This window comes from Streptomyces antarcticus, assembly GCF_026627255.1.
Taxonomy (GTDB): domain Bacteria; phylum Actinomycetota; class Actinomycetes; order Streptomycetales; family Streptomycetaceae; genus Streptomyces; species Streptomyces antarcticus.
This window is the reverse complement of the sequence record NZ_JAPNLM010000005.1, coordinates 1-23,157: the sequence shown is the minus strand read 5'-3', so window position 1 is coordinate 23,157 and position 23,157 is coordinate 1. Positions and strand designations below refer to the sequence as shown.

23 protein-coding genes and 3 pseudogenes are annotated in these 23,157 nt (G+C 69.9%); 20 read left to right on the top strand and 6 right to left on the bottom strand.

The features are described from left to right. Positions 1 to 80 precede the first annotated feature (80 nt). The gene (locus tag OTB16_RS10075) at positions 81 to 689 is read left to right on the top strand and encodes a hypothetical protein (RefSeq protein ID WP_267719670.1); all 609 of its coding nucleotides are present in this window, start codon (positions 81 to 83) and stop codon (positions 687 to 689) included. A gap of 93 nt (positions 690 to 782) precedes the next feature. On the opposite strand, the gene OTB16_RS10070 is transcribed toward OTB16_RS10075, so the two are convergent. Continuing rightward, a complete protein-coding gene (locus OTB16_RS10070; protein WP_267719669.1) occupies positions 783 to 1,076 on the bottom strand; it encodes a hypothetical protein in 294 nt (97 codons plus the stop codon). Between the two features lie 230 nt (positions 1,077 to 1,306). Here OTB16_RS10070 and OTB16_RS39495 point away from each other — a divergent pair. Further along, positions 1,307 to 1,810, top strand: a pseudogene (locus OTB16_RS39495) (YciI family protein); the annotation flags it as partial. Here OTB16_RS39495 and OTB16_RS10060 read toward each other — a convergent pair. After that, on the bottom strand, positions 1,788 to 2,450 hold the full coding sequence (locus OTB16_RS10060; RefSeq protein WP_267719668.1) for a class I SAM-dependent methyltransferase: 663 nt from the start codon (positions 2,448 to 2,450) through the stop codon (positions 1,788 to 1,790). The pseudogene OTB16_RS39495 and the gene OTB16_RS10060 sit on opposite strands and share 23 nt — an antisense overlap. Positions 2,451 to 2,667: 217 nt before the next feature. Next, a complete protein-coding gene (locus tag OTB16_RS10055) occupies positions 2,668 to 3,063 on the bottom strand; it encodes a DUF302 domain-containing protein (RefSeq protein ID WP_267720006.1) in 396 nt (131 codons plus the stop codon). Between the two features lie 184 nt (positions 3,064 to 3,247). Between OTB16_RS10055 and OTB16_RS10050 the strand changes: the two genes are divergently transcribed. Genes OTB16_RS10050 through OTB16_RS10040 form a run of 3 tightly spaced genes read left to right on the top strand, consistent with a single transcriptional unit; the run spans position 3,248 to position 5,754 of the window. After that, positions 3,248 to 4,618, top strand: coding sequence for an MBL fold metallo-hydrolase (locus OTB16_RS10050; RefSeq protein WP_267719667.1), 1,371 nt, complete (start codon positions 3,248 to 3,250; stop codon positions 4,616 to 4,618). A gap of 30 nt (positions 4,619 to 4,648) precedes the next feature. Then, a complete protein-coding gene (locus OTB16_RS10045) occupies positions 4,649 to 5,008 on the top strand; it encodes a rhodanese-like domain-containing protein (RefSeq protein ID WP_267719666.1) in 360 nt (119 codons plus the stop codon). Continuing rightward, positions 5,005 to 5,754: a sulfite exporter TauE/SafE family protein gene (locus OTB16_RS10040; RefSeq protein WP_267719665.1), complete on the top strand. Its 750-nt coding sequence runs from the start codon at positions 5,005 to 5,007 to the stop codon at positions 5,752 to 5,754. Before OTB16_RS10045 ends, OTB16_RS10040 begins: the two co-directional genes overlap by 4 nt. A 13-nt stretch (positions 5,755 to 5,767) precedes the next feature. Here OTB16_RS10040 and OTB16_RS10035 read toward each other — a convergent pair whose 3' ends face one another. Continuing rightward, positions 5,768 to 6,046 carry a metal-sensitive transcriptional regulator gene (locus OTB16_RS10035; RefSeq protein ID WP_267719664.1) on the bottom strand — a complete coding sequence of 93 codons (279 nt, stop codon included), beginning with the start codon at positions 6,044 to 6,046 and terminating at the stop codon, positions 5,768 to 5,770. A gap of 91 nt (positions 6,047 to 6,137) precedes the next feature. On the opposite strand from OTB16_RS10035, the gene OTB16_RS10030 reads away from it, so the two are divergent. After that, on the top strand, positions 6,138 to 6,704 hold the full coding sequence (locus OTB16_RS10030) for a rhodanese-like domain-containing protein (protein ID WP_267719663.1): 567 nt from the start codon (positions 6,138 to 6,140) through the stop codon (positions 6,702 to 6,704). Positions 6,705 to 6,736: 32 nt separating this feature from the next. Here the strand turns inward: OTB16_RS10030 and OTB16_RS10025 are convergent. Next, positions 6,737 to 7,240, bottom strand: a pseudogene (locus tag OTB16_RS10025) (site-specific integrase); the annotation flags it as partial. 230 nt (positions 7,241 to 7,470) lie between these two features. Continuing rightward, positions 7,471 to 8,290, bottom strand: a pseudogene (locus tag OTB16_RS10020) (transposase). Here OTB16_RS10020 and OTB16_RS10015 point away from each other — a divergent pair. The 14 genes from OTB16_RS10015 (at position 8,249) to OTB16_RS09950 (ending at position 23,034) form a co-directional block, all read left to right on the top strand. Further along, the gene (locus OTB16_RS10015; protein ID WP_267720028.1) at positions 8,249 to 9,049 is read left to right on the top strand and encodes a hypothetical protein; all 801 of its coding nucleotides are present in this window, start codon (positions 8,249 to 8,251) and stop codon (positions 9,047 to 9,049) included. The pseudogene OTB16_RS10020 and the gene OTB16_RS10015 sit on opposite strands and share 42 nt — an antisense overlap. Before the next feature lie 344 nt (positions 9,050 to 9,393). Then, positions 9,394 to 9,987, top strand: a complete 594-nt coding sequence (locus OTB16_RS10010) for a hypothetical protein (RefSeq protein ID WP_267719662.1) — start codon at positions 9,394 to 9,396, stop codon at positions 9,985 to 9,987. Positions 9,988 to 10,122: 135 nt separating this feature from the next. Next, the gene (locus tag OTB16_RS10005) at positions 10,123 to 11,334 is read left to right on the top strand and encodes a L,D-transpeptidase (protein WP_267719661.1); all 1,212 of its coding nucleotides are present in this window, start codon (positions 10,123 to 10,125) and stop codon (positions 11,332 to 11,334) included. Positions 11,335 to 11,627: 293 nt separating this feature from the next. Beyond that, positions 11,628 to 12,083 carry a hypothetical protein gene (locus OTB16_RS10000; RefSeq protein ID WP_267719660.1) on the top strand — a complete coding sequence of 152 codons (456 nt, stop codon included), beginning with the start codon at positions 11,628 to 11,630 and terminating at the stop codon, positions 12,081 to 12,083. Then, entirely contained in the window at positions 12,080 to 13,666 is a 1,587-nt protein-coding gene (gene lnt, locus OTB16_RS09995; protein WP_267719659.1) for an apolipoprotein N-acyltransferase, read from the top strand. Before OTB16_RS10000 ends, lnt begins: the two co-directional genes overlap by 4 nt. A gap of 18 nt (positions 13,667 to 13,684) precedes the next feature. Next, complete coding sequence (lgt, locus tag OTB16_RS09990) at positions 13,685 to 14,548, top strand: prolipoprotein diacylglyceryl transferase (protein ID WP_267719658.1); 864 nt, start codon at positions 13,685 to 13,687, stop codon at positions 14,546 to 14,548. A 141-nt stretch (positions 14,549 to 14,689) separates the two neighbouring features. Next, positions 14,690 to 15,046 (top strand): NADH-quinone oxidoreductase subunit A, encoded by a 357-nt coding sequence (locus OTB16_RS09985; RefSeq protein WP_267719657.1) that lies wholly within the window; start codon positions 14,690 to 14,692, stop codon positions 15,044 to 15,046. Next, positions 15,037 to 16,404: a hypothetical protein gene (locus tag OTB16_RS09980; RefSeq protein ID WP_267719656.1), complete on the top strand. Its 1,368-nt coding sequence runs from the start codon at positions 15,037 to 15,039 to the stop codon at positions 16,402 to 16,404. Before OTB16_RS09985 ends, OTB16_RS09980 begins: the two co-directional genes overlap by 10 nt. Beyond that, the gene (locus OTB16_RS09975; protein ID WP_267719655.1) at positions 16,397 to 17,302 is read left to right on the top strand and encodes an NADH-quinone oxidoreductase subunit H; all 906 of its coding nucleotides are present in this window, start codon (positions 16,397 to 16,399) and stop codon (positions 17,300 to 17,302) included. The genes OTB16_RS09980 and OTB16_RS09975 overlap by 8 nt, the downstream gene beginning before the upstream one ends. A gap of 22 nt (positions 17,303 to 17,324) precedes the next feature. Beyond that, a complete protein-coding gene (locus tag OTB16_RS09970) occupies positions 17,325 to 17,885 on the top strand; it encodes an NADH-quinone oxidoreductase subunit J (protein WP_267719654.1) in 561 nt (186 codons plus the stop codon). After that, a complete protein-coding gene (locus OTB16_RS09965) occupies positions 17,882 to 18,187 on the top strand; it encodes an NADH-quinone oxidoreductase subunit NuoK (RefSeq protein ID WP_266448361.1) in 306 nt (101 codons plus the stop codon). Before OTB16_RS09970 ends, OTB16_RS09965 begins: the two co-directional genes overlap by 4 nt. Next, entirely contained in the window at positions 18,184 to 20,109 is a 1,926-nt protein-coding gene (locus OTB16_RS09960) for an NADH-quinone oxidoreductase subunit 5 family protein (protein ID WP_267719653.1), read from the top strand. The genes OTB16_RS09965 and OTB16_RS09960 overlap by 4 nt, the downstream gene beginning before the upstream one ends. Positions 20,110 to 20,113: 4 nt before the next feature. Next, the gene (locus tag OTB16_RS09955) at positions 20,114 to 21,619 is read left to right on the top strand and encodes a complex I subunit 4 family protein (protein ID WP_267719651.1); all 1,506 of its coding nucleotides are present in this window, start codon (positions 20,114 to 20,116) and stop codon (positions 21,617 to 21,619) included. Further along, on the top strand, positions 21,616 to 23,034 hold the full coding sequence (locus OTB16_RS09950) for an NADH-quinone oxidoreductase subunit N (RefSeq protein WP_267719650.1): 1,419 nt from the start codon (positions 21,616 to 21,618) through the stop codon (positions 23,032 to 23,034). The genes OTB16_RS09955 and OTB16_RS09950 overlap by 4 nt, the downstream gene beginning before the upstream one ends. Positions 23,035 to 23,157: the final 123 nt, after the last annotated feature.

The window sequence follows — 23,157 nt, the reverse complement described above, 5'->3', positions numbered from 1 at the left end:
TGACGCAACTTCGGATTTCCTGAAGCATTCTCATCTCGTCTGACCAATTCGCAGTCGGGGCGAAGGCGAGGAGGCTCGGGTTGGCGCTGGCTGCCGTACGCGACCTGCGCGAGTTCCGCGATCCGGTCTCGGCGGAAGAACTGGACCAGTTCGAGACCGACGTGCTGGCCGGGTTCGTCCTCGCACGAGCCTCGGCGGGTCTGGCGGACGGCACGATCCGCGGGGACGTTGGTCATCTTGATCAGATGCGGGCCTGGTTCGGCCGACCGCTGTGGGCCATGGAGCTGGCCGACGCCGACGTGTCCTTCGGGAAGGTACTGCGACACTCGCCGAGCGGCACCCGGCTGGGCCCGTCGCAGGCGCTGAACACGTACTTCCTGTTTCTGGAGCTGCGGCACAAGGTCGAGCTCCACCGGATGACCGCCCGGGTGGTCGAGTGCCCGATCGACGAGATGAACCGGCCGCGCGGGGCCATGGACGCCCAGCTGCCGATCCCGCCGAGTGAGCCGGAGGTCGGGACATTGTTCACCGGCCCACGTGCAGCAGACCCGGTCGAGGACGCCTGGGTCGCCGGGATGGAACGGGCCGCGAAGCGGCTGGAAGGACTGGCCCGATATGAGGTGGAACCTGCGGCTGAACGCCGCGAACAAGGGCATCTGGAAGGCGTCCGAGCTCCCGTCTCCCCATGACGGGGGATCATGCCACGGCGACGTACAGGCACTGTGGGAGGGGCATAAGGAGGGGCCCCGGCCATGTCGGCCGGGGCCCCCTCCTTGCGGTAGCTAGCGGGTCTCCTCTTCGCGGTGTCGCTCGGCGCTCTCGGTTCTCACGGTGTGGTCCAGCGATCGCATAACTCTCCTGATCAGCATGACCACGACTACGCCGCCTATGAAAATGGCCGCGATACCTACGTTGGCGGACTCGAAGCTTTGACCGAACAGCTTGAGCAGAGTGTCACCCGTCGCGCCGGACGAATTGAAGTAGACAGCTGCGGCCGTGATCCCGAGTACCACCGTGATACTTCCGACGATCACGACTACATAGATGCTGCGAGATGCCTCGATGAGCCTGGCCATGATCCCCCCTTACTGATGCTGTTCAGAGTTTGGCCCAGAGCGCACCTAGAGATGCCGGTTTGGTCGATTCTGTTACGCGGGCTACTCCTTCTCCGACTTGTTGAACAGCCACCGCATCGACCGCATCGCTACTGTGCGACATCCCGTGAGTTGTTCTGAGCCTCACTGAGTCTCGGCTGCTGTGGCCAGGGGGTTCTTCCACTTCCGGGTGCCTTATCGCCAAGTGAAGCGCCCGGGGCCCGACCCTCGCCGGCGACGGCGACACACCCACTGCCAGCGTGTACATCGTCGGCCTACCCGATCCCGCCGCCGCCCGCGCGTTCGCTTGCAACGAGCCGAACTACCAGGCAGGCGTCCACCGGAACGTGCTGCTGCGACGGTGGCGCAACACGCTGGGGCGCACCATGTGGGACTTCCCCGGCGGCCCGACCGGCGGCAACCGGTACCTGGTGCTCGGCCTCGGCCTCGGCGCGGGACAAGCCGCCGACCTCGCGGTGCCTCCCGACCGGGACGAGGCCGAGATAGGTGTGGCCGGTCATGTGGCACCACGCGGGCAGGTCGAGCGGGGCGGCGGCGGGGTCGGTGGCTATGGCGCGGACGACTATGCCCGCGACGGCGCCGGCGATGCCGGCACGCAGCCTCAGCAGGAGGGTGACGCACAGCGGGCCGGTGCCGTCGACGGTGATGTCCGCCGACGGCGCGGGGTCCCGGTCATCGGGGCAGGGTCTGGGTGACGCGCCACAGACGGCGGGGCAGCTCGCCTTCCTCGAAGGCGTGGACCTCGTTCAGCATCCAGCCGTCGGCGAGGGCCTCGACCAGGGTGCGGCCGAAGAAGTGGACCGCGAAGCCGCCGTGCTCGAAGATGTCGTCGCCGTGCACGGTGCCGGTGCCGTAGTGGGCGTCGCCGGTGTGCCGCACGGTGTAGACGAAGACGCCACCGGGCCGCAGAACACGGTGGACCTCGCCGACCAGGGCGTGGATCTCGTGCGTCGACAGCGCCATGCACAGCAGCATGTGCGCGAAGACGGCGTCCACCGAGGCGTCGGGGAGCGCCAGCGGCTCGCGTACGTCGTGTACCGCGGTGATCACCCGCGCGTCGACTCCCTGAGAGCGGGCTACGTCGCGCAGCTGCTCCAGCCCGACGGGGCTGAAGTCGGTCGCCTGGACGGTGAAGCCCTCGCGGGCGAAGAACAGCGCGTCGCGGCCGTGCCCGGCCCCCAGCTCCAGCACGTCCCTGGCTTCCGCCGCACTGAACACGGCGGCGGCGTGGACGGCGGGGGTGGACGGCTCCTCGCCGTACATGCCCGGGTGCGCGGCATAAGTGTCCTGCCAGTGCCGCCGCTGGATCTCAGCCAGCTCCTGCTCGTCCGCCACGGTCTTTCCCCTCCCGGTAGGCGCGTGAGCAGCCTAGACGTGCCACCGCCCCGGGCATCTGCCAGGGCAGGCCGGTTTCCGCGCGGGCCTGCGCGGAGAGGGCTTGTGGTGCCGGCGGTCGTTCTCCGGCCTCTTGTACCGGCCTTTCGCCATCGGCGTCGGCAAGGACCCGGGGCGGTCGCGCGGTCGGCGGGCCGTTCTCTGGTACCGACGCCTCTCAGGCGGCGGGCAGGGCGTTCAGGGCGGCGTCCAGGCGCGCGGTGGCTTCCTCGGCGACCGGCTTGAGGGTGTCGAGGCCGGTGAGGGTGGCCATGGTGCCCGGATCGAGGGCCTGGACGAGCGTGTGGTCGCCGTCGCGGCGGACGACGACGTTGCACGGCAGGAGCAGGCCGATGGAGCGGTCGGCTTCCAGTGCCCGGTGGGCGAGCGGCGGGTTGCAGGCGCCCAGGATCAGGTAGTCCTCCATGTCGTGACCGAGTTTGGCCTTCAGGGTGGCCCTCACGTCGATCTCGGTGAGAATGCCGAACCCCTGGTCGGCCAGTGCCTGGCGGACCGCGGCGGTGGCGGTGTCGAAGTCGGTGGTGGCCAGGCGGACGGTGCGGTCGTAGGACACGGTGCGCTGCTCCTTCGGGTCGGTGCACAAGGGAATCCCCTGATACCCCACCGGGTACCCGCCGAGGTGGACGCAATGTCGAACAGGGCCTCCCGACCCCAGGAATACCCCCCTGGGTATCGCTGTTAGGGTGAGTATCAAATACCCCCGGGGGTAAATCCCATCTGGTGAAGGAGTCGTAGCCGTGTATTTCGTCGACACCCTGGAGTTCGAGGGCCTGGGCAACCGCAGCTACCTGGCCGGCGACGCCCGCAGTGCGGTCGTCATCGACCCGCCCCGCGACATCGACCAGGTGATCGCCGCCGCCGCGAGGCGCGGGGTGCGCATCGCGTACGTGGCGGAGACCCACGTGCACAACGACTACGTCAGCGGCGGCCTGGAACTGGCCCGTGTCACCGGCGCCGCCTACCTGGTGCCGACCGCGGCCAACGTGTCCTTCGCCCGCACCCCCGTCGCCGACGGTGACACGGTCGGCGTGGACGGGCACCTGGTGCTGCGTGCGGTCGCCACCCCGGGGCACACCCCGCACCACACCTCCTACGTGCTGGAGGAGGACGGGCGCGGTGTGGCGGCGTTCACCGGCGGGTCGCTGCTGATCGGCACGGTGGGCCGCCCCGACCTGGTCGAGCCGCGGCTGACCGAGGAACTGGCCCGGGCCCAGCACGCCTCCGCCCACCGCCTGGCCGACGAGCTGGACGATGCGGTGCCGGTGCTGCCCACCCACGGGTTCGGCAGTTTCTGCTCCTCCTCCCAGGCCGAGGGGGAGGCGACGACAATCGGCCAGGAGCGCACAAGCAACGACGCGCTCACCCTGGACGTGGACACCTTCGTCGCGCGGATGCTCGCCGGCCTGGAGGACGTGCCCGCCTACTACGCGCACATGGGCCCGGCCAACGCCGCCGGCCCCGCCCCCATCGACCTGACCCCGCCCGCGCCGGCCGATGCCGAGCGGATCGCGAAGCGGCTCGCGGCCGGGGAGTGGGTGGTGGACCTGCGCAGCCGGGTCGCTTTCGCCGAAGGCCATGTGGCCGGGGCGTTCAACTTCGAGGGCGAGGGCAAGCTCGCCACGTATCTGGCCTGGCTGATCCCGTGGGGCAAGCCCGTCACCCTGCTCGCCGACACTCCCGGGCAGATCGCCCAGGCGCAGCGTGAGCTGGCCCGGGTCGGCATCGACCGCCCGACCGCTGCCGCCACCGGCGACCCGGCTTCCTGGGTCCGCGAGGGCGAGGAGCTTGCCTCCTTCCCCCGCGCGACCTTCGCCGACCTCGCCGGGGTGCGTGAGCGCGGGGAGGAAGTGGTGGTGCTGGATGTGCGCCGGGATTCCGAGCGCGCGAACGGCTACGTCGAGGACTCGGTGCACATTCCGATCCACGAGCTGCACGGCCGGACCGGCGAAGTGCCGCAGGGCACCGTGTGGGTGCACTGCGCGGGCGGGATGCGCGCGGCGATCGCCGCCTCGCTCCTGGACGCCGCCGGACGCGACGTGGTCGCCGTCGACGACAGCTTCGACGCCGCCCGCGCCGCGCACCTGACCGTCACCCGCCCCTGTCCCTGACCGCACCCCGCACACAAGCAAGGGCACGTCATGTTCCTTTTCCGACACCGCACAGACCGCCTCACCCCCCAGCAGGCGCGCGCCCGCACCGGCGATGCCGCCGCGGTGCTGCTCGATGTCCGCGAAGTGCCGGAGTGGAAGGCCGGGCACGCGCCCGGCGCCGTTCATCTGCCGCTGACCCGCCTGCTGGCCGGCACCGTCCTGCCGGCCGCGGTGCAGGGCCGGCCGGTGGTGGCGATCTGCCGCTCCGGGCACCGCTCTCAGCAGGCCGCCAAGATCCTGACCTCCCGCGGCATCGACGCCGTCGACGTCGCCGGCGGCATGAACGCCTGGGCGAAGGCCGGGCTGCCGGTCGTGGACGAGCGCGGGCAGGACGGCCGGATAGCGTGAGTGCTCTGATCCTGGCCCTGGTTGCGGGTGCCGTGGTCGGCCTGGCGCTCGGCGCGCTCGGCGGTGGCGGCAGCGTCCTGGCGGTGCCCGCGCTGATCTACCTGCTCGGCTTCACCCCCGCGGCGGCCACCACCGCAAGCCTGGTCATCGTCACCGCCACCTCCGCCACCGCCCTGTACACCCACGCCCTGGCCGGGCACGTGCGGTGGAAGGCCGGAGCGGCGTTCGCCGCCGCCGGTATCCTCCCCGCCGCCCTCGCCGGAGCCGCAGCGGCCCGCCTGCCCCAGGCCGCCCTCACCGTCGCCTTCGCGGCCGTCGCCGCCCTCGCCGCAGCCAGAATGCTCCGGCCCGCCGACACGGCCGGTGCCACCGGCGGCGGGGTGCGGCCGGGCAGGGCCGCAGGGACCGGGGCGGGCCTGGGGGCGCTGACCGGACTGCTGGGCGTGGGCGGCGGGTTCCTCGCCGTCCCCGCCCTGGTCACCGTGCTGGCCTTCGAGATGCAAGCAGCCGTCGGCACCAGCCTGCTGGTCATCACGGTCAACTCCCTGGCCTCCCTCGCCACCCGCTCCGGCGCCGCCTTCTCGCTCGACTGGGCTGTGATCGGCCCGTTCATCGGAGCCGCAATTCTGGGCGCCTGGGACGGCAAACGCCTCGCCGCCAGGGTTTCCGGACCCCGTCTGCAGCGCCTCTTCGCGTTCCTCCTGCTGGCCGTGGCCGCCTTCATGCTCGCCGACGCCCTGACATGAGGTGCCCTGCGGCTCAGGCCAGCGACAGGAACAGCTTCTCCAGACGGGCGCGCATCTGGTCCCGGTCCCCGGCCGCCTGCCCGCCCTCGGCCATGCAGTGCTGCAGACCCGTCGCGATGATCGCGAACCCGGCCCGGTCCAGCGCCCGGGAGACCGCCGCCAGCTGCGTGATCACATCCTCGCAGTCCCGGCCTTCCTCGATCATCTTGATGATCCCCGCGATCTGCCCCTGCGCCCGCCGCAACCGGTTGAGCACGCTTCTGAGCTCATCGGCCGCCATCTCCAGCTCCATACTTCCTCCTCCATAGATACCCCCTAGGGTATTCTAGTCCGTTCGGGACACCCGTGACCCGGACGAAGAACCGAAAGGGAAACCCACACTCATGAGCACCCCCGCCGCCATCCACCCCACCCAGGCCGCCGACCGCCTGAGCACCTACACCGTCATCGACGTGCGCACCCCCAGCGAATACGCCGCCGGCCACCTCCCCGGCGCCCACAACATCCCCCTCGACCACCTGCACACCGCCCTGCCCGCCCTCAAAGCCGCAGCCGCCCGCGGCGAACTGCTCATGGTGTGCGCCTCCGGCAACCGCTCCGCCACCGCCTGCGAGCAGCTCAGCGCCGCCGACATCCCCGCCACCACCCTCACCGGCGGCACCACCGCCTGGACCGCACAGGGCCACCGGGTCGACCGCGACACCGCCGCCAGGACCACCTGGCCCATGGAACGCCAGGTCCGCCTCGCCGCCGGCTCCCTCGTCGTCGCCGGCCTCGCGCTCGGCACCCGCTACCGGCCCGCCCGCTGGCTGTCCGCCGCGATCGGAGGCGGCCTGGTCTTCTCCGCCGCCACCAACACTTGCGGCATGGCCGCCCTGCTCGCCAAACTCCCCCACAACCAGCCCCGCACCGCCGACCTCGCCGCCACCCTCGACGCCCTCAGCCGGTAGCGCCTACCGGCGGCCGTCGCCCGGGGCAAGCAGGCCCTGACGGGGCAGCGACGCCCGGCGAAGTCCAGGTCCTTGATGTTCACGCCCGGGATCTCCTCCGCTCTCTCGTAGAGCATCCGCCACAGCGTCTTCTCCCGCAGGTGGACGTCGCGGCGGGCGATCAGCCGGTCGATCATCATCTTCGAGTGCACCGGGGTGTCCGAGTCGGGAGGCGGCAGCCGCTTCGCCCATCCCGGGACGGCGGGCCCGTCGTAGCCGCGCTCCGCGCACCAGCCGGTCCAGGAGAGCACCGCGCCCCGGCGGGCGTTCCAGGTACTCACCGCCGAGCGGCCCCATAGCAGTTCCAGCGCCTCGCCGATCTCGTCGTCCGCCACCGAGGCGAACGGCCGGCCCCCGCCGATCCGCTCGGCGGTCTTCCCGACGGCGATGCCGTAGTTCCGGACGGTGTTCGGATTGCCGAGCGAGTCGAGGAAGGCGTCGGCTGCCGTCCGGACAGTCAGTGCCTTCCCGGTCGGCAACAGAACGCCGGAGGACACCGCTTCTCCCTTGGCACAGATAACAGGGCGCTTCACGCAGCGTGCGGAAGACATCCCCGCAGGTCGCACTCAGGGATACCGCAGATGATAGGGCGTTATCTGTGGGAAGACTTCAGACTGCCCCCGCCGCCGACACTCCGTCAGCCGCCCGCCAGGGCCGACGCAGGCTTACGACGTGGTGCACGACTGAGGTCGGGGCGTGTTGGCCTGGCGGGTCGGCTGGTGGGTGATCACCGCTCTGCGGTGCGGTCGGAGACGAGTCCGGCGATCGCCAGGTGGGTCTGGTCGTAGTACTCGCGGCGTCCGGTGTACCGCTGGAGGGGCCGCCACTGCTTGTGCTCGGCGTTGGCGTGCTCGACGCAGATCCGCTCCGAGGACTGCCGCTTGCGCGCCTCCTCCCACACCTTGACCTCCTCGGCGGGGGCGTCCTTCCCGGGCTTCTTCGGCGGTGCCTGAACCTGGTCGGGAAACCGTTTGGCCAGGCCCCGGTATCCGGCGTCGACCTTGGCCTTGACCTTGGGATATTGCTCGAACAGGTCGCCGATCCCCTCGGTTCACCGCCGTCTGATCGTGCATACGGCCCGGCCGGATCGCGCCCGTCCACAGGGTGCGGCCCTTCTCGTCGGTGATGACGGTGGCCTTCTTCGTGTTCTGCCGCATCTTGCCGGAGACGAAGGCCCGCCGTCCGGGCCGACCTGCCTTCGGGCGTCGTACGCGCACCTCGGTGCCGTCGAGCCGCAGCTCAACGCCCTGCGCGTCGGCGTAGGCGAAGACGTCAGCCAGCGTGTGCAGGCGCAGTCCGGCCTCGCCGGGGATCGCGAAGCCGCGGCGGGCCAGCAGGGGGCGGATCTCGTGGACGGCCCGGGTGATGGTGGAGCGGTCCACGCCGTAGAAGACGGCCAGAGCCGCATGTGGTAGCTGGAACCGCAGGACCACCAGGGTGGCGATCACCCGATCGGTGAAGACCAGTTGATGGCCAGGTCCGCCGCCCTCGGCCCGCAGACGCTCATGACCTCGGCGTTCACGCAGCCGAGAGTCTTCCCGCGCCATCCACGGGTCAGCCAACCCGACGATGAGGGCGCCAAGTCGACGCCGAGAGATGCCAGTACAGATACGATGCGAGAGAGCCGTACGGGCCAGGTATTGCGTCACAACAACACCAACCCGTACGGCTCTCTTCACGTCACGGCCCGGCCGTCCCCGCTCTCGTACACCACGCCGTTAGCGCACGATCTGACATGGATGTTCCTCAAGCCCCGTCTTGACGACGCCACGCTGCACCCCAAGGGCGCGCAGTTACGCCGTCCTCCACCAGCCGCCGCCTTCGGCGGGCGCGCGACGGAACAAGAACCGGGCCCCGATGTCAGCGCCACTTCCCGGGCTGGCTATCATCACGGCGTGGTCACGAAACCGACGGTCGCAGCCCTGCCGGCCACCCGCTCCCGGGTGCCGCAGCTGTCCCGTCTGCTGTGGCTCGGAGCGCTGCTCCTCGGGCTGCTGTACACCCACGGCATGGACAGCGGAAGTGCCGCCGCGCATCTCTCCTCAGGCGTCGTCGCCGCTGCCCCCACCAGCGCTACAGGCTTGCCGACCACCGACGAATGCCACGACGGCAGCCACGAGTCTCCGCACACCATTGAGGTCTGCGCGGCTGGTCAGCCGACCGGCGGCTTCAATGTGTCCGCGCCGGCCGTGTCGCCTCTCGGAGCAACTCTCCCGAATCACCAGGCAGCGGGCTCTCTCGCAGGCTCCGCCATGGCCGTGCAACCCGGCGGCCCGAGTGGCGCGCCAGCGATCCTGCGCGTTTAGCCCGCTCACAGCCTCCCCCCACCTTCGCCCCTTCCCCGCCACGTCCGGTCGGCCTGCCAAGGCCCCCTGAGACGTTCGCTCGCTGCACGCTCCAGCGGCAGCTCCGTCGGCGGATTCCCTTCCTTCTCGTACCGGCTCGCACCTACGCGCCCCCGTCCGGGCTCGCGGGTCACTTGCCCATGCCTCAGATCATGAAAGGCCTCGTCTTGTCGCTCCTCACCGACCAGCCGACTCCGCGCCTCGCGCCTCAGCCCGCGTCCGGAGGCCGTGCCGCCGCAAGGCAGCGGGCCCGGTCGCATCGCGCCCGCCGCACTCCTCCCCTGGCCGGCCGCTACATCGGGTACGTGCTGTACTTCGTCGGCGCCGGTCTCATCAGCGGGGCTGTCGTCCACCACCCGCTGGATCCGGCCAGATACACGGTCGTGGGCGTCATCGGTGTCTTCGTCTTCTTGCTCGCCACATTGGTCAACGAATTCCTGCTCGCCAGCGACCGACCCTCCCTGCCACGGGCACTCATGGTGATCGGCGCCTCGCTCCTGCTGTCGTTCGGGATCGGCATGCTGAGCGGCGGCCTGCAGCACTTCGACGACTTCCCCGCCCGAGGCGCCGCACTCGTCCCCATGGGCATAGTGGTTTCCTTCGTGGCCTTCGTGCTCAAAGACGCGGACGCCTCCTGGCGCCGCATCTTCGGCCCCATGGGACTCGCCGTACTGCTCATCGCGGCAGGTGCCTACTTCGGCCTGAACGTGATTGCCGACGGGATGGCCGCCGAGACGTCCGGAGGCGGCCACAGTCACGGCGGAGGCGCCGAAGAGCCTGACGACCACGGCACAGAAAACGAATCCCCCGCATCCCCCGGAGGATCCACGGCCCCGAAGGATCCCGCTGCCCCGAGTCAGGGTGGGACAGCCGAGGCGGACGACGGTCACGCTCACTGACCGACCGAGGGGGCGCCAGCCCCCGAAGCGACCGCGGCGTTCGCCTGTCCGGCCACTCCTGGAAACCGGGAACCAGGTCGCGCCGACAGTCGTCTACTAAGACACTTAGCTTATTAGGAATGGAGACAAGACGTCATGCAGCAGAGTCCGCCAAGGGGCCGTAGGGGCGTACGATCGCTCGCGCTCACCGCGGCCGTCGGCCTTGCCCTGGCCGGGTGCAGCGCGGCCGGACAGAACAAGAGCGGCTCCAGCACAACTGCCGTCGAGGACGCCAAGAACAGTGGCCCTTCCGCGATAGTCGTGGACACCGGCTCCGGCGAAACCCCGGTGCCCGTGTCGCAGAAGATCACCGTCAAGGCCGAAGGGGGCTCCCTGACCTCCGTGGAGGTGAGCTCACCCGGCCACGGCACGGTCGCGGGCACCTTGTCCCCGGACAAGTCCGTCTGGACTTCCTCGAGTCCACTCGCTCCAGGCGCCGAGTACACGGTGACAGCGCAGGGCGCGGATAACGGCGGGGCCAAGCTGACCAAGACCGCTTCCTTCACCACGCAAGCGGCTGCGAACACTTTCGTCGGCACGTACAACGTCAACAAGGGCTCGACCGTGGGCGTCGCGATGCCCGTCTCGATCACCTTCAACAAACCCATTCAGGACAAGGCGGCCGTCGAGCGCAAGCTGGCGGTCACCGCGTCGCCGGCTGTTGACGGATCGTGGAGCTGGATGAAGGACCGCGACGGGAAGGACCGTGTCGACTACCGGCCGAAGGAGTACTGGAAGCCCGGGACCGACGTCACCCTGCGCATGGACCTTGCCGGAGTCGACGCCGGCGGCGGCGTGTACGGCACGCAGCAGCGTGAGGTGAACTTCCGCATCGGTGACGCAGTGACCAGCACGGTCGATGTCGAGAAGAAGACCATGACCGTCGCCAAGAACGGCAAGGTACTCAGGACGCTGAACGTCTCCACCGGCAAGAAGGACTTCGAGACCTGGAACGGCACCATGGTCGTCCTGAGCAAGGTCCCGTCCATCCGGATGAACTCCGCCACGGTCGGCATCTTCGGGCCTGAGGCGTACGACATGGAGGACGTGAAGTGGGACGTCCAGCTCACTCCGTCGGGCACGTACGCGCACGCGGCCCCGTGGAACGAGGGCAAGTTCGGCCGCGTCAACGCCAGCCACGGTTGCATCGGCATGAGCACCGAGGACGCCAAGTGGTTCTACGACCAGGTCAATCCCGGTGATCCCGTGACGGTTGTGAACTCGGTGGACACGGTGGCCGTCAACAACGGCTACGGCGACTGGAACGTCGACTGGGTCACGTGGAAGAAGGGCAGCGCTCTCTCGTAGCACGCCCGTCGGCAGCCGACCCCCCCAAAGGCGTACACGCCGCCTCCATCGCCCTATGCGGCCTGGCGGCGGCGATCCTCTTGGCCGTTGCCCGGTCCGGTCGAGCAGCATGCGGCCCCGACGCTCACCATCGTCGGCCATTCCCGCGGTCCACGCCACGGCGGTGACATTCGACACCGTTGCTACTAAACAACTTCGTAATTTACTATGTGGGTCAGCCGTCGGCCGGCAATGATGAGCAGGCTCCCCCGTCCAGCTCAACCGGTCGGCGGCTCCCCTCGAAGGAGCCACACATGGGCAGCTGGCCCGCCCGTAGATGGGCCGTCGCGGCTGCGGTCGCCGTGCTCGCCGCCCTTGTCATCGGAGTCCCCACCGGTGTGGTGGCTTCGCCGTTCTACACGCGCATGACGCCGGTGCTGTGGTGGAACTATCCGGTGTGGCTGGTGAGCTCCCTCCTCGAGGGTCTGCTCGTAGCCACGTACGTCCGCGCCGGCGAGCCGTCATCCGCCGAGGCGGAGACGAAGGAGCGTCCGGCGACGGCCCGCGCCCTGGGCGCCGGCCTGCTGTCGGCGTTCGCGGTCGGCTGCCCCATCTGCAACAAGCTGGTTGTCCTGGCCATCGGGGTGACCGGTGCGCTCTCGTACTGGGCGCCGCTTCAGCCACTGCTTGCCGTGGCCTCGGTCGGCCTCCTGCTCTTCGCGCTGATCCGCCGACTCCGTACGGCCGCCAGCTGCCCCGTTCCTTCGTGAGCAGCAGCGAGCGCCATGCACGACCGCCTCGCACGACCCTGAGTACCTGGGCAGCGGCGGCGCTCGGCGGCCTCCTCCTCTACGCCTCGTTCCCGCCCGTCGGCATGTGGTTCCTCGCACCGCTCGGGCCGGCGCTACTGATCGTCGCGGTCCGGGGCAGGTCCTGCCGGTCGGCCTTCGCCGCCGGCGCCGTCTTCGGAACAGCCTTCTTCGGTCCGCTGATCGTCTGGCTCTCCAATCTCGGCGTGCTGCCATGGCTCGCGCTGACCGCGGTCCAGACCCTGCTCGTGGCCCTCGCCGCGATGCTCCTGCCGCGGCTGCTCTCTCTGCGTGCGTGGCCGTTGTTCACCGCTGCCTGGTGGGTCGCGGTCGAGGCGCTTCGGGGGCGTGCCCCGCTCGGCGGTTTCCCGTGGGGCAGGCTCGCCTTCGGCCAGGCGGATGCGCCGTGGGGCGAGTGGGCCTCGGTCGGTGGCGCTGCCGCGCTCTCCTTCGTCACGGCGCTGCTGGGGTCGCTGCTGGTGTACGGCGTGACGACCTGGCGGGGCGGTCACCGGCGGTCGAGTGCGGTCGCGTCGTGCGGTGTGGTCGCACTGGTGGTCGCACCGCTGCTGATCCCTGCCGCGGCGCCGTCGGGGCGGAGCGCGGTGGTGGCCGTCGTGCAGGGCAATGTCGAACGCGAGCGCTCGCTGGCCGAGCAAGCGCGTGTCCGCGGGGTGGCACAGAACCATGCCCGGCAGACCCAGGAGCTGGCCAACGCCGTCCGCCGAGGTGAGGTTCCCAGTCCCGACGTGGTGCTGTGGCCCGAGAACTCCCTGGACAGCGATCCCCAGCGAGACCTGGAGCTGGGCGCCCTGGTGGCGGATTCCGTGCGGCAGCTGGACCGTCCGCTGCTGATCGGGGCCATCCCGGACGGGCCGGGCGACCAGTCGTACAACGCGGGACAGCTTTGGCTGCCTGAGCAGGGACCGGTCGCTTCGTACGCCAAACGCCAGCTCGTCCCGTTCGGCGAGTACATCCCGGCACGGTCGCTGCTCGGCGGGTTCGGCGCGCTGCAGCTCATCCCCCGGGACTTCGCCGCCGGGTCCTCGCAGGCACCTCTAATCGCGGGCCCGGTACGGCTCGGCGATGTGATCTGCTACGAGATCGCTTACGACGGGCGAGTCCGCGACACCGTACTGGCGGGAGCCAATCTTCTGGTCGTCCAGACCAACAACGCCACGTACGAGCGCGGCGTGCAGGCCGGCCAGTCCGAGCAGCAGCTCGCCATGGCCCGGATCCGTGCGATCGAGTACGGACGGTCGGTCGCGCTGGCGTCCACGAGCGGTGTCAGCGCCCTCGTCACGCCGGACGGGAGGGTCACCGACCGGCTGGGCACCTGGCGCGGCGGTTACCTGGTGGAGCGACTTCCGCTCGCCGAGGGGAACACCTTGGCCGCCCGGCTCGGCGCGTGGCCGGAGCTCCTGCTGGGCGCACCGGCCCTCGCGGGCCTCGCGACCCTGCTGCGGCTACGGCGAAGGGCACGTGCGAATCCGCCGACGGCGGACCTCAAGCGTGACGAAGGTCTTACTAATCTACTTAGCTGAATCTCGTATAGTGCAGAAATGGACCTCGCCTTTTTGCCCAGCCCGTCGACCGGCGTCGTCAACCTGGGACCCATTCCACTGAGGGCTTACGCCTTCTGCATCATCCTCGGCATTTTCGTCGCCGTATGGCTCGGCAGCCGACGCTGGGCGGCACGGGGCGGGTACAAGGAGACGATAGGCGACATCGCCATATGGGCCGTCCCCTTCGGCCTGGTCGGCGGACGGTTGTACCACGTGATCACCAGCCCGGAGGCGTACTTCGGAGCGGGCGGCGATCCGATCCGCGCGCTCTACATCTGGGAGGGCGGTCTGGGCATCTGGGGGGCGATCGCGCTGGGTGGCGTCGGCGCGTGGATCGGCTGCCGACGGCACGGCGTGTCATTCCTTGCCTTCGCGGACACCGTCGCGCCCGGAGTCGCGCTGGCCCAGGCGATCGGCCGGTGGGGCAACTGGTTCAACCAAGAGCTTTACGGCAAGCCCACCACACTCCCCTGGGGCCTGGAGATCGACCGCGACCACCGGCCGTCCGAGACCATCGACCTGGCGACGTACCACCCCACTTTCCTCTACGAATCGCTGTGGAACGTGGGCGTGGCGGTACTGCTGATCTGGGCGAGCCGCAGGTGGGCCCTTGGGCACGGCAGGACCTTCGCCCTCTATGCGGCGGCGTACAGCGCCGGGCGCTTCTGGATCGAGTACCTGCGGATCGATGAAGCCCACAGCTTCCTCGGGTTCCGGCTGAACAACTGGACGTCTGTCGTGGTCTTCGTGGGCGCCGTCGCGTATCTCGTGATCTCGGCGCGTCGGCACCCGGGTGTGGAGGACGTGTCGGAGGACGGGGCCGAGACCGAGCCCTCGCAGAAGCAAGCGGTCGGAAGGTGACCTGGCGACCGGGAGCCTCGCCGTAACGGCAGAGGGAATTGTCCCGGTCTCTATGGTGTTGCGCGCTCCGTCCGACGGAGTCGGCTGAGATGCTGCGTCCCGGTGGTCGTGCTGAGACCCGACCGCCGGGAAGGGGCTCGGGTGCAAACCTCCGACTGGCAGCCGGTCTTCATCCTGCTCGTGCTGGTCCTTGCGGCGATCGCCCTGCTCCACGCTGTCGCCATCGCGGTGTGCGCCGTTCGTGAACCCCTGCGCACCGGCCCGTTCAGCGGAGGACTCGAGCCTCGGGAGCACCCGCTCTCGCGATTCCACGTGCGCTGGTATCCCGTGACGATGGTCTTTCTCGCCTTCGACATGGAAATGCTCTTCATGTACCCGTGGACGAAGGTCGTCTCCGAGGTCGGCCCAAGTGCGGTCATCGAGATGTTCCTCTTCCTCGGAGTGCTCCTCGCCGGAGTGGGTTACGCCTGGCGTGAGGGGGCGTTCCGGTGGAGTTGAAGAGCCGGCTCCTCCGGGCGGCCACGGCGCGGCCGGGTGTCCTGTTGGCGGTGCGTCCCGGGGCCACTCGGGAGCGGTTGTTCGTCGAGGCGGAGTTGGTGCGCCGGGGCTGGCCATGTGCCGCAGGGCCTGCCTCCGCGAATCTGCTCGTCTGCGTAGGCGAGGCCACGACCGCAGAGGATGACTGGGCCGAGCGACTGTGGCTCGGTATTCCGGCGCCCAAGGCTCGCGTGACCGCCTCGGCGGTGGAACGGGCCGTCGAGGCCCTCGATCGGGGGCGCGCCGACCTGCTCAGCGGAGCGCACCAGCACCACGTCGGCCGCCACGAGCAGACCGACGGCGACCTCCACCGCGGACATCATGAGCATCAGGAGAGCCCGGATCCCGCCCCGGAATCCGGTCGGCATACACACGACGACCACAACTCGCACGGCAGTGAGCACACCAACGGCAGCTCCGCGGGAGCGCATCAGCATGGCGCGCACGAGGGACACGCGTCACACGAAGGCCACAACGGTCACGCCGCGCACGGTATGCACGGCGACCACGACATGGGGGTTGTCGCCGGGCTGCCCATGGCGGCACGGGCGGATGACCGCGACGGCCTTCGGCTCGACCGGCTGCATGTACCTCTCGGGCCGGTGCTGGCCGACTGGCCGGCAGGGCTCGTACTGCGGCTGGAGCTCCAAGGCGATGTCGTGCAGCAAGCCGCCGTCGAACGGATCGCCGCCCCCATCACTGCCCGTCCGCCCTTCTGGAACGAGCCCTGGCTACGTGCATCCGCCGGCGAGCGCGTAGCCCGCGGCGATGCGGCGCGGCGGCTGTGTGCGGCTCATCTGGACAGCCTCGGCCGGTTCCTCGCCGTGGCCGGCTGGGACGACGCGGCAGCCGAAGCGCGGCACGTACGCGATCGCGCGCTGGCAGGTGTGGCAGCCACCGAACTCACGTCGTCCGTAGTCCCCTTGATCCGTCGCATCCGGCGTTCGCGGACGTTGCGGTGGCTGACAGCAGGGCTCGGCGTCCTGCCCAGCGAGCATGCACACCACCTCGGCGTGACAGGTCCTGCGCTGGTGGCGGACGGGGACGTGCACGGCAGGGTGCTCGTCTGGCTCGACCAGATCGAGCGCAGCGCGGGCGACTGCGATGCCCCCGGCACGCTCGGCGCAGCCGACGTGACCGGTCCTCGGGGAAGAACCGACGGTGCGAACCTCCCGTCGCAGGCGCTGCTGGATGTGCTCCCGGGCCTTTTGGAGGGTGCTGAGTTCGCCTGTGCGCGGCTCATCGTCGCGAGCCTCGATCCCGACCTCGATGAGTTCACCTGGGCGGCTCCGCCCGTGCGGGGGCCGGCCGATGACTGATCCGGCTCCGCTGTGGGCCGTGCTCGCCCTGCCGGCGGTCCTGGCTGGTGCGGCCTGGGCTGTCGCCTCCTTCGACGCCGTGCTCGGGGCGGGAGCTCGGGCGGCATGGCCGGGCCGCGAAGCGCTACGACTGCTCGTTCAGCAGCCCCGCCGCACGCGTGCGGCCGATGTGCCGCTGACTCGGTTGGGGAGCACGCTGCTTCCGGTGGCGGCCGTCCTGGCCGCGGTCGTCCTACCGCTCGGTTTCCGGTCGGTGAGCGATCTACCGGAGGGGATCGTCTGGTTCAACGCGATGGAGGCGCTTGCCTGGGCGGCGGTATGGCTGACCGGATGGGGCCCCAACTCGACGCTTTCGCTGATCGGCGGCTATCGGTTTCTGGCTCAGGGGCTGGCGTACGAGCTGCCGCACATGCTGGCGATCACCACCGCCGCGCTGGGCGCTGAGTCTCTGCGGGTAGGCGATGTGGTGGACGCCCAGGCCGGGTTGTGGTTCGCGGTGTGGATGCCGGCGGCGTTCGGGATCTACCTGCTGAGCGCGCTCGCGATGTCCTTCTGGGGCCCGTTCGACCAGCCGGCCGGACGCGATGTGGCAGGAGGAGCGGCGGCCGAGCTGTCGGGCGTGGACCGGATTGTGTTCCTCAGCGGGCGCTGGCTGTTGTTCGTGGTCGCGGCCGCATTCAGCGTGCCGCTCTTCCTGGGCGGCGGTCACGGCCCGCTGCTTCCCGGCTGGGCCTGGACGCTGCTGAAGACGGCCGTTGTGCTGGCCTTTCTGGTGTGGGCTCGGCGGAGGATTCCGACCGTACGGATGGAGCGCTATGTGGAGCTGGCATGGGTCGTGCTGACGCCGCTGGCGGTGGCCCAGGCCCTGGTGGTTGCCGTGGTGGTGCTGAACCGATGACAGGACGGAGGTGCCCCGCACGATGAATGACGTGGCTTTCGGCCTGCTGGCCGCCCTGGCGGTGGTCAGCGGTGTCATGGTCTTCCGGTTCGATTCCATGGCGCGCGCGACGTTCTCGCTGCTGACCTCGCTGCTGTGCGTGGGTGGGGAGATGCTTCTGCTCGGCCTCGACTACCTAGGCATCGTCACCGTGCTGATGATGACCATCGAGATGGCCATCATGGCCGTCTTCATGGTGATGTTCATGATGAATCCGGCCGGGCTCATGCCGATGACGATGACGCACAACAAGAAGGGCGCGGCCGTCATCTGCGGTATCGCCTTTGTCCTGCTGGCTGCCGGTGTCCTGCTGGCACCCTGGCCCGCCAGGCAGGGCAAGCCCCCGGCAGACCCGACCATGGACCTCGGGATGTCCCTGATGGGGCCGCAGATGCTCACGATGATGGTCCTGGGCATGGCCCTGTTCGCCACCATCGTCGCCACGGTGGTACTGGCCACCCGGCGCGGGCGCTACGACCGCTTCGGCGACGATCTGCGGGCGCCGCAGGCCTCCGATCCGGTACGGGGCGGCGTCGGCCGGTGAACCTCGAACTGTTCCTGCTCCTCGCCTCCGCGTTGTTCTGCGTCGGCCTGTTCGGCGCTCTGACGCAGCAGTCGATCGTGATGCTGATGATGGGCCTGGAGCTGATGCTCGGCGGGGTGATCCTCGCGGCCGCTTCCGCCTGGCGTTACATCGCTCCGGCCGCGGCCGAGGGGCAGGTGCTCGTGGTCGTCGCGATCACGGCGATGGCCCTGGAGATGGCGACAGGGTTCGCCGTGGTCACCGCCCTCTTCCGGTCCCGTGAGATCGATATGACGGACATGGCGGCGGAGCTGAAGGAGTGAGCGTTCTACTGTGGGCGCTCATCGCCCTACCGCTGGCCGCGGGTGCGCTGCTCGCGCTGACCGGACGGGCCGCGGACCGGGTCGCGCCGGGCGTAGCGGTCGGTGTCGGCGTTGCCGCCCTCGGCCTGGCGGTGGCGACCGCGGTGCGGCAACCGGCCGCCGAGGCGCCACTGCTCGAACAGCTTCCAGTACGACTGGCGGTGGACGGGCTGTCCGGAGTGTTGGTGGTCACCGTCACCGCGGTCACTCTGGCTGTTCTGCTCTACAGCGCGGCCGAGTTCGGGGCCGACGAGGCACGCGCCCGTTTCTTCGGGCTGATGCTCCTTTTCGCCGGGAGCATGCTGGTCGCCGTCACCGCCGTCACTCTTCCGGTTCTGCTCATGGGCTGGGAGGTGATGGGCGCGACCTCCTGGGCACTGATCGGCTACTGGTGGCGGGAGCCGGAGCATACCGCTGCCGCCAATACCGCGTTCCTGACCACACGCACCGCCGACATCGGCCTCTATCTGGCCGCGGGCGCGGCCCTCGCCAGCGGCCAGGGCGGCACTCTCACCCTCGACGGCCTCGCTCGGGTCGGCGACCCTTGGCTGTCCCTCATCACCGCGGGCGTCATCGCTGCGGCCTTCGGTAAGTCCGCTCAACTCCCCTTCAGTTTCTGGCTGTCGCGGGCGATGCAGGGACCCAGCCCGGTCTCCGCGCTGCTGCACTCCGCAGCCATGGTCGTGGCCGGCGCGTACCTGCTGCTGCGGACCGGAACACTGTTGGATGCCTCGGGATGGGGCAGCGATGTCGTGGCCTGGACAGGGGCGGCCACGGCCATTGCCCTCGGTCTCGTCGCGGTGGCCCAGACCGATCTCAAGCAGTTGCTCGCCGCGTCCACCTGTGCCCAGATCGGTTTCATGGTGCTCGCCGCCGGAGTAGGGGCCACCACCGGAGGAACACTGCAACTCGTCGCGCACGCCGCCGCGAAGGGCCTGCTGTTCCTCGTGGCGGGTGTCTGGCTGGCCGCATGGGGAACCCAACGACTCCCCTCGCTGCGCGGAGCCGCTCGCTACCACCGGGCGGTGGGCGTGATCTGCACCGTGGGCGCCGTATCGCTGGCCGGGCTGCCTCCCCTGTCCTTGTGGGCCGCGAAGGACGTGCTGCTCGCCGGCGCCCTTGCCCGTGATCCGTGGCTGTATGCCGCCGGGCTGGCCGCTGCCGTGCTGTCCGCCGTCTACAGCGCCAAGCTCCTGTGGTTCGTATGGCATCCGGCCGCACGGCGCGATGATGTCCGCCCCGTTCCCGGCGGCGTGGTGCCGCCGCTGGCTGTGCTCGCCGTCGCCTGCGTTGCCCTGACACCCCTGGCCTTCCCTCCCGTGCTCGACGCGTTCGGACGCGTCCTCGGCGCCCCGGGTCGACCAGCACCGCACGCCTGGGAGCTGGCGGCGTCCGGCGCTCTTGCCCTCGCCGCGGCCGGGGCCACCTGGACCTGGGGGTCCCGCCGGCTTCCGCTGCCGCCCCAGGTGAAGGCAGCATGCCGGGACTGGCTGGGCTTGGAGCGTGCCGCCCACGCCCTTGTCGTGTCGCCCGTCATGTGGACCGCCCGTACCGCGGCCACCCTCGACGACCGGATTCTCGACCGAGGTGTCAGCCGTACGGCCACAGGCGCCCTCCACTTCGCACGCTGGACGAACAGCACCGTGGAACGGGCCGTCGACAGAAGCGTCAGCGGTACCGCCAGGGGCGGCCTGCACCTCGCTCGCTGGACGAACGGCGTCCTGGAGCGGGCGGTCGACGGCGGCGTCGGCGCCGTGGCGGGTGCGGCTCGGGCGCTCGGCCGTTGGGCCCGTCGACCGCAGACCGGTCAGCTGCACCAGTACCTCGCCCAGGCCGTCACCGGCTTTACCGTCCTCGCTGTCGTGCTCGTCCTCGTGAGGTGACCGCTTGCTCACCGTCCTTGTCTTCGCGCCAACCGCCGTCGCGCTGGTGTTCCTTGGTCTGCCGCGCCGTACCCCACAGACGCTGTTCCGTACCGTCTGGGTGGCAGCGACCGCAGCGGAACTCGCTCTGGTCATCGCCCTGTGGGCCGGTTACCGCTCGGGCGGCGGCATGCAGTACGAGGTACGCACACGGTGGATTCCCAACGCCGGTGTGGGCTACCACGTAGGCGTCGACGGACTGTCGTTGCCGCTGCTCGCGATGACCTGCGTGCTGTTCTTCGCGTGCGCCCTGTACTCACTGCGGGAGACCCGCCGGATCCGTGAGTTCGCCGCGCTCTTCCTCTTCCTGCAGACCACCTGTCTCGGGCTCTTCGTCGCCCTCGACCTGATCCTGTTCTTCGTCTTCTTCGACCTGTCCATCGTGGCGATGTACTTCATCATCGTGGGATGGGGCCACCGGGACGCGGCCCGCGCGGCGCTGAAGTTCTTCCTCTACACCTTCATCGGCTCACTCGCTCTGCTGCTCGGCTTCATCGGCCTGTACCTGGCCGCCTCCCCGCACACCTTCGACATGGTCGAGCTGACGAAGCAGAACCCGCTCGCGGGCCGGTCCCTATATGGCGGCCTGGTCCTCCTCGCGATCGTCGTCGGGCTGGCCGTGAAAACCCCGACGGTGCCCTTCCACACCTGGCTGCCGCCCGCGCACACCGAGGCGCCCGCCGTCGGCTCCGCGATCCTCGCCGGAGTCCTCCTGAAGATGGGCACGTACGGGTTCCTGCGCATCGCCATGCCCATGCTTCCGGACGCGTGGCGCCGTTACGCCCTGGTGCTCGTCGTCATCGGGGTCGTCTCGGTCCTCCACGGAGCGCTGGTCGCTCTCGCCCAGACGGACTTCAAGCGCATGGTCGCGTACACCTCCGTCAACCACATGGGGTACATCATCCTCGCGGTCGGCGCTGCCGCCGCGACCGCGCAGGGGCCCGTACAAGCCCGGTCACTCGCGATCACCGGATCGGTCACCCAGATGGTCAGCCATGGACTGATCACCGGCGCACTGTTCCTGCTCGCCGGTGTTCTGTACGACCGCGGCCGCACGCACGACATGGGCGCCTACTCCGGGATCGCCGTCGCCGCGCCCGTCTTCGCCGCCATGACCGGCGTGGCCGCGTTCGCCTCACTGGGGCTGCCGGGGTTCTCCGGCTTCATCGCGGAATTCCAGATCTTCACGGGAAGCCTCGGTCCACGGCCTGTGGCCACCGCGCTCTGCGTCCTGGGCATCGTGCTCACGGCCGGGCTGTTCCTCCGCGCGCTGCAGCAGATCTTCATGGGTCCCCTGCGGCTGCCCGACGCCCCGGGCACTCCGCGTACGTTCCCCGACATCCGCCTCCATGAGAGCGCCGCCATCGTTCCACTGCTGGTCCTGGCCGTGATCCTCGGCGTGACCCCGCGCTTCCTCCTCGACGTCATCGAGCCGGCCTCCCAGGCCGTGCTGGAGCTGCTCGCCCGATGACCGACATGAACGAGAACCCTCTCGCCATCCTCCCCGAGCTCCTGCTCGCGGCCTCGGCCGTCCTCGGACTGCTGCTCGGTGCCTGGCTGCCCCGGAACCGGCAGTGGATCGTCGGCGCACTGGCAGTTGTCGCCTGCGTCGGCGGGATCACCGCCGCCGCTGTGGCGGCGAGCGGTCCGCCCCTGACGGCCTTCGGCGACGCGTACGCCGTCGACCCGGTCACCAGCACGTCCCGGATCGTGATCATTGGCGGCGCCGTGCTGGTACTCGCCCTCAGCGCGAGCCCGCTGCACGCGCACCCCCGGGAGAGCGAGTTCTTCGTCCTCATCCAGCTCACGGCCCTCGGCTCCCTCGTTCTGGCCGGGGCACAGGACCTGCTTCTGCTCGCCGCCGGGTATCTCCTCGCGAGCATCCCCGCCTATACCCTCGCCGGCTTCCGCAAGGACGGCCCCGGTACGGAGGCGGCGCTCAAGTACTACGTGATCGGCGCCCTGCTGGGCGTCCTCATGCTGACCGGTATCACCATCCTGTATGCGACCGGACGTGCCACCGCCTACCCGGCCCTCGGCGCCGCCCTTCGCGACGCGCCCGAAGTACTCGTCGCCACCGGAACCATCGGGCTCCTCGCCGGGATCCTGTTCAAGGCCGGAGCCGCGCCGGCCCACTTCTGGGTGCCGGACGCGGTGCAGGGAAGCAGCCCTCCCGTCGCCGCGCTGCTCACCACGCTGCCGAAAATCGGCGCCCTGGCGGCCCTCTTCCGTCTCGGCGATGTCGTCCTGTCGGGGAGTACGCTCCCGTGGCCGGCGCTCATCTCCGTGATCGCCGCCGTATCCATGAGCCTCGGCAATCTGGCCGCCTTCTTCCAGCAGGACGTCAAGCGTCTGCTGGCCTACTCGACGATCAGCCAGGTCGGCTACCTGCTGATGCCGGTGGCCATGGCGGGACGCTCGGACCTGGCTCAGGAAGCACTGTTGTTCTACGCGGCCGCGTACGCCGTCACCAATCTCGGCGCCTTCGCGGTGGTCTGCGCCCTCCCCCGGGCCCTGAGCGTCGACGATTACCGCGGCCTGGCCCGGCAGCGCCCGCTGCTGGCCGTCAGTCTCGTCATCTGTCTGCTGGGCCTCGTGGGCACCCCGCCCACCGCGGTCTTCGTCGGCAAGCTCGAAGCGTTCAGCGCCGCCTTCGACGGCGACTACGCCTGGCTCGCCGTGCTGGCCGCCGTGAACACGGTCGCCTCCCTCTTCTACTACCTGCGGTGGATCATGCCCGCCCTGTCACGCGGCACCGGGAACAAGCTCCGCGGCGGTGACCGTGGGGCGCGCGGAGCCGCATACACGGCCACCGCGGTCTCCATCGGTCTCGGCCTGGCCGGGGGCCCGGTCCTGGCTGTTCTCGACGGTCCACTCGCCACCTAGTGCGTTGTCCACGAACGTTCGCCGGGCTGGGTGACCGGGCGGTTGGTGTTCGGGATGCTGGTTCTGTCAGCCTCACTCTCGATGGCAACATGTTCGCTGTTGAGGGTGGGGTCGTGGATGGCA

Bases quoted from the DNA above. Each gene is read 5' to 3' on its own strand.
- OTB16_RS10070 (WP_267719669.1), bottom strand. From the start codon at position 1,076: ATGGCCAGGCTCATCGAGGCATCTCGCAGCATCTATGTAGTCGTGATC.
- OTB16_RS10045 (WP_267719666.1), top strand. From the start codon at position 4,649: ATGTTCCTTTTCCGACACCGCACAGACCGCCTCACCCCCCAGCAGGCG.
- OTB16_RS10035 (WP_267719664.1), bottom strand. From the start codon at position 6,046: ATGGAGCTGGAGATGGCGGCCGATGAGCTCAGAAGCGTGCTCAACCGG.
- OTB16_RS10030 (WP_267719663.1), top strand. From the start codon at position 6,138: ATGAGCACCCCCGCCGCCATCCACCCCACCCAGGCCGCCGACCGCCTG.
- OTB16_RS10015 (WP_267720028.1), top strand. From the start codon at position 8,249: ATGACCTCGGCGTTCACGCAGCCGAGAGTCTTCCCGCGCCATCCACGG.
- OTB16_RS10005 (WP_267719661.1), top strand. From the start codon at position 10,123: ATGCAGCAGAGTCCGCCAAGGGGCCGTAGGGGCGTACGATCGCTCGCG.
- OTB16_RS10000 (WP_267719660.1), top strand. From the start codon at position 11,628: ATGGGCAGCTGGCCCGCCCGTAGATGGGCCGTCGCGGCTGCGGTCGCC.
- lgt (WP_267719658.1), top strand. From the start codon at position 13,685: ATGGACCTCGCCTTTTTGCCCAGCCCGTCGACCGGCGTCGTCAACCTG.
- OTB16_RS09975 (WP_267719655.1), top strand. From the start codon at position 16,397: ATGACTGATCCGGCTCCGCTGTGGGCCGTGCTCGCCCTGCCGGCGGTC.
- OTB16_RS09970 (WP_267719654.1), top strand. From the start codon at position 17,325: ATGAATGACGTGGCTTTCGGCCTGCTGGCCGCCCTGGCGGTGGTCAGC.
- OTB16_RS09950 (WP_267719650.1), top strand. From the start codon at position 21,616: ATGACCGACATGAACGAGAACCCTCTCGCCATCCTCCCCGAGCTCCTG.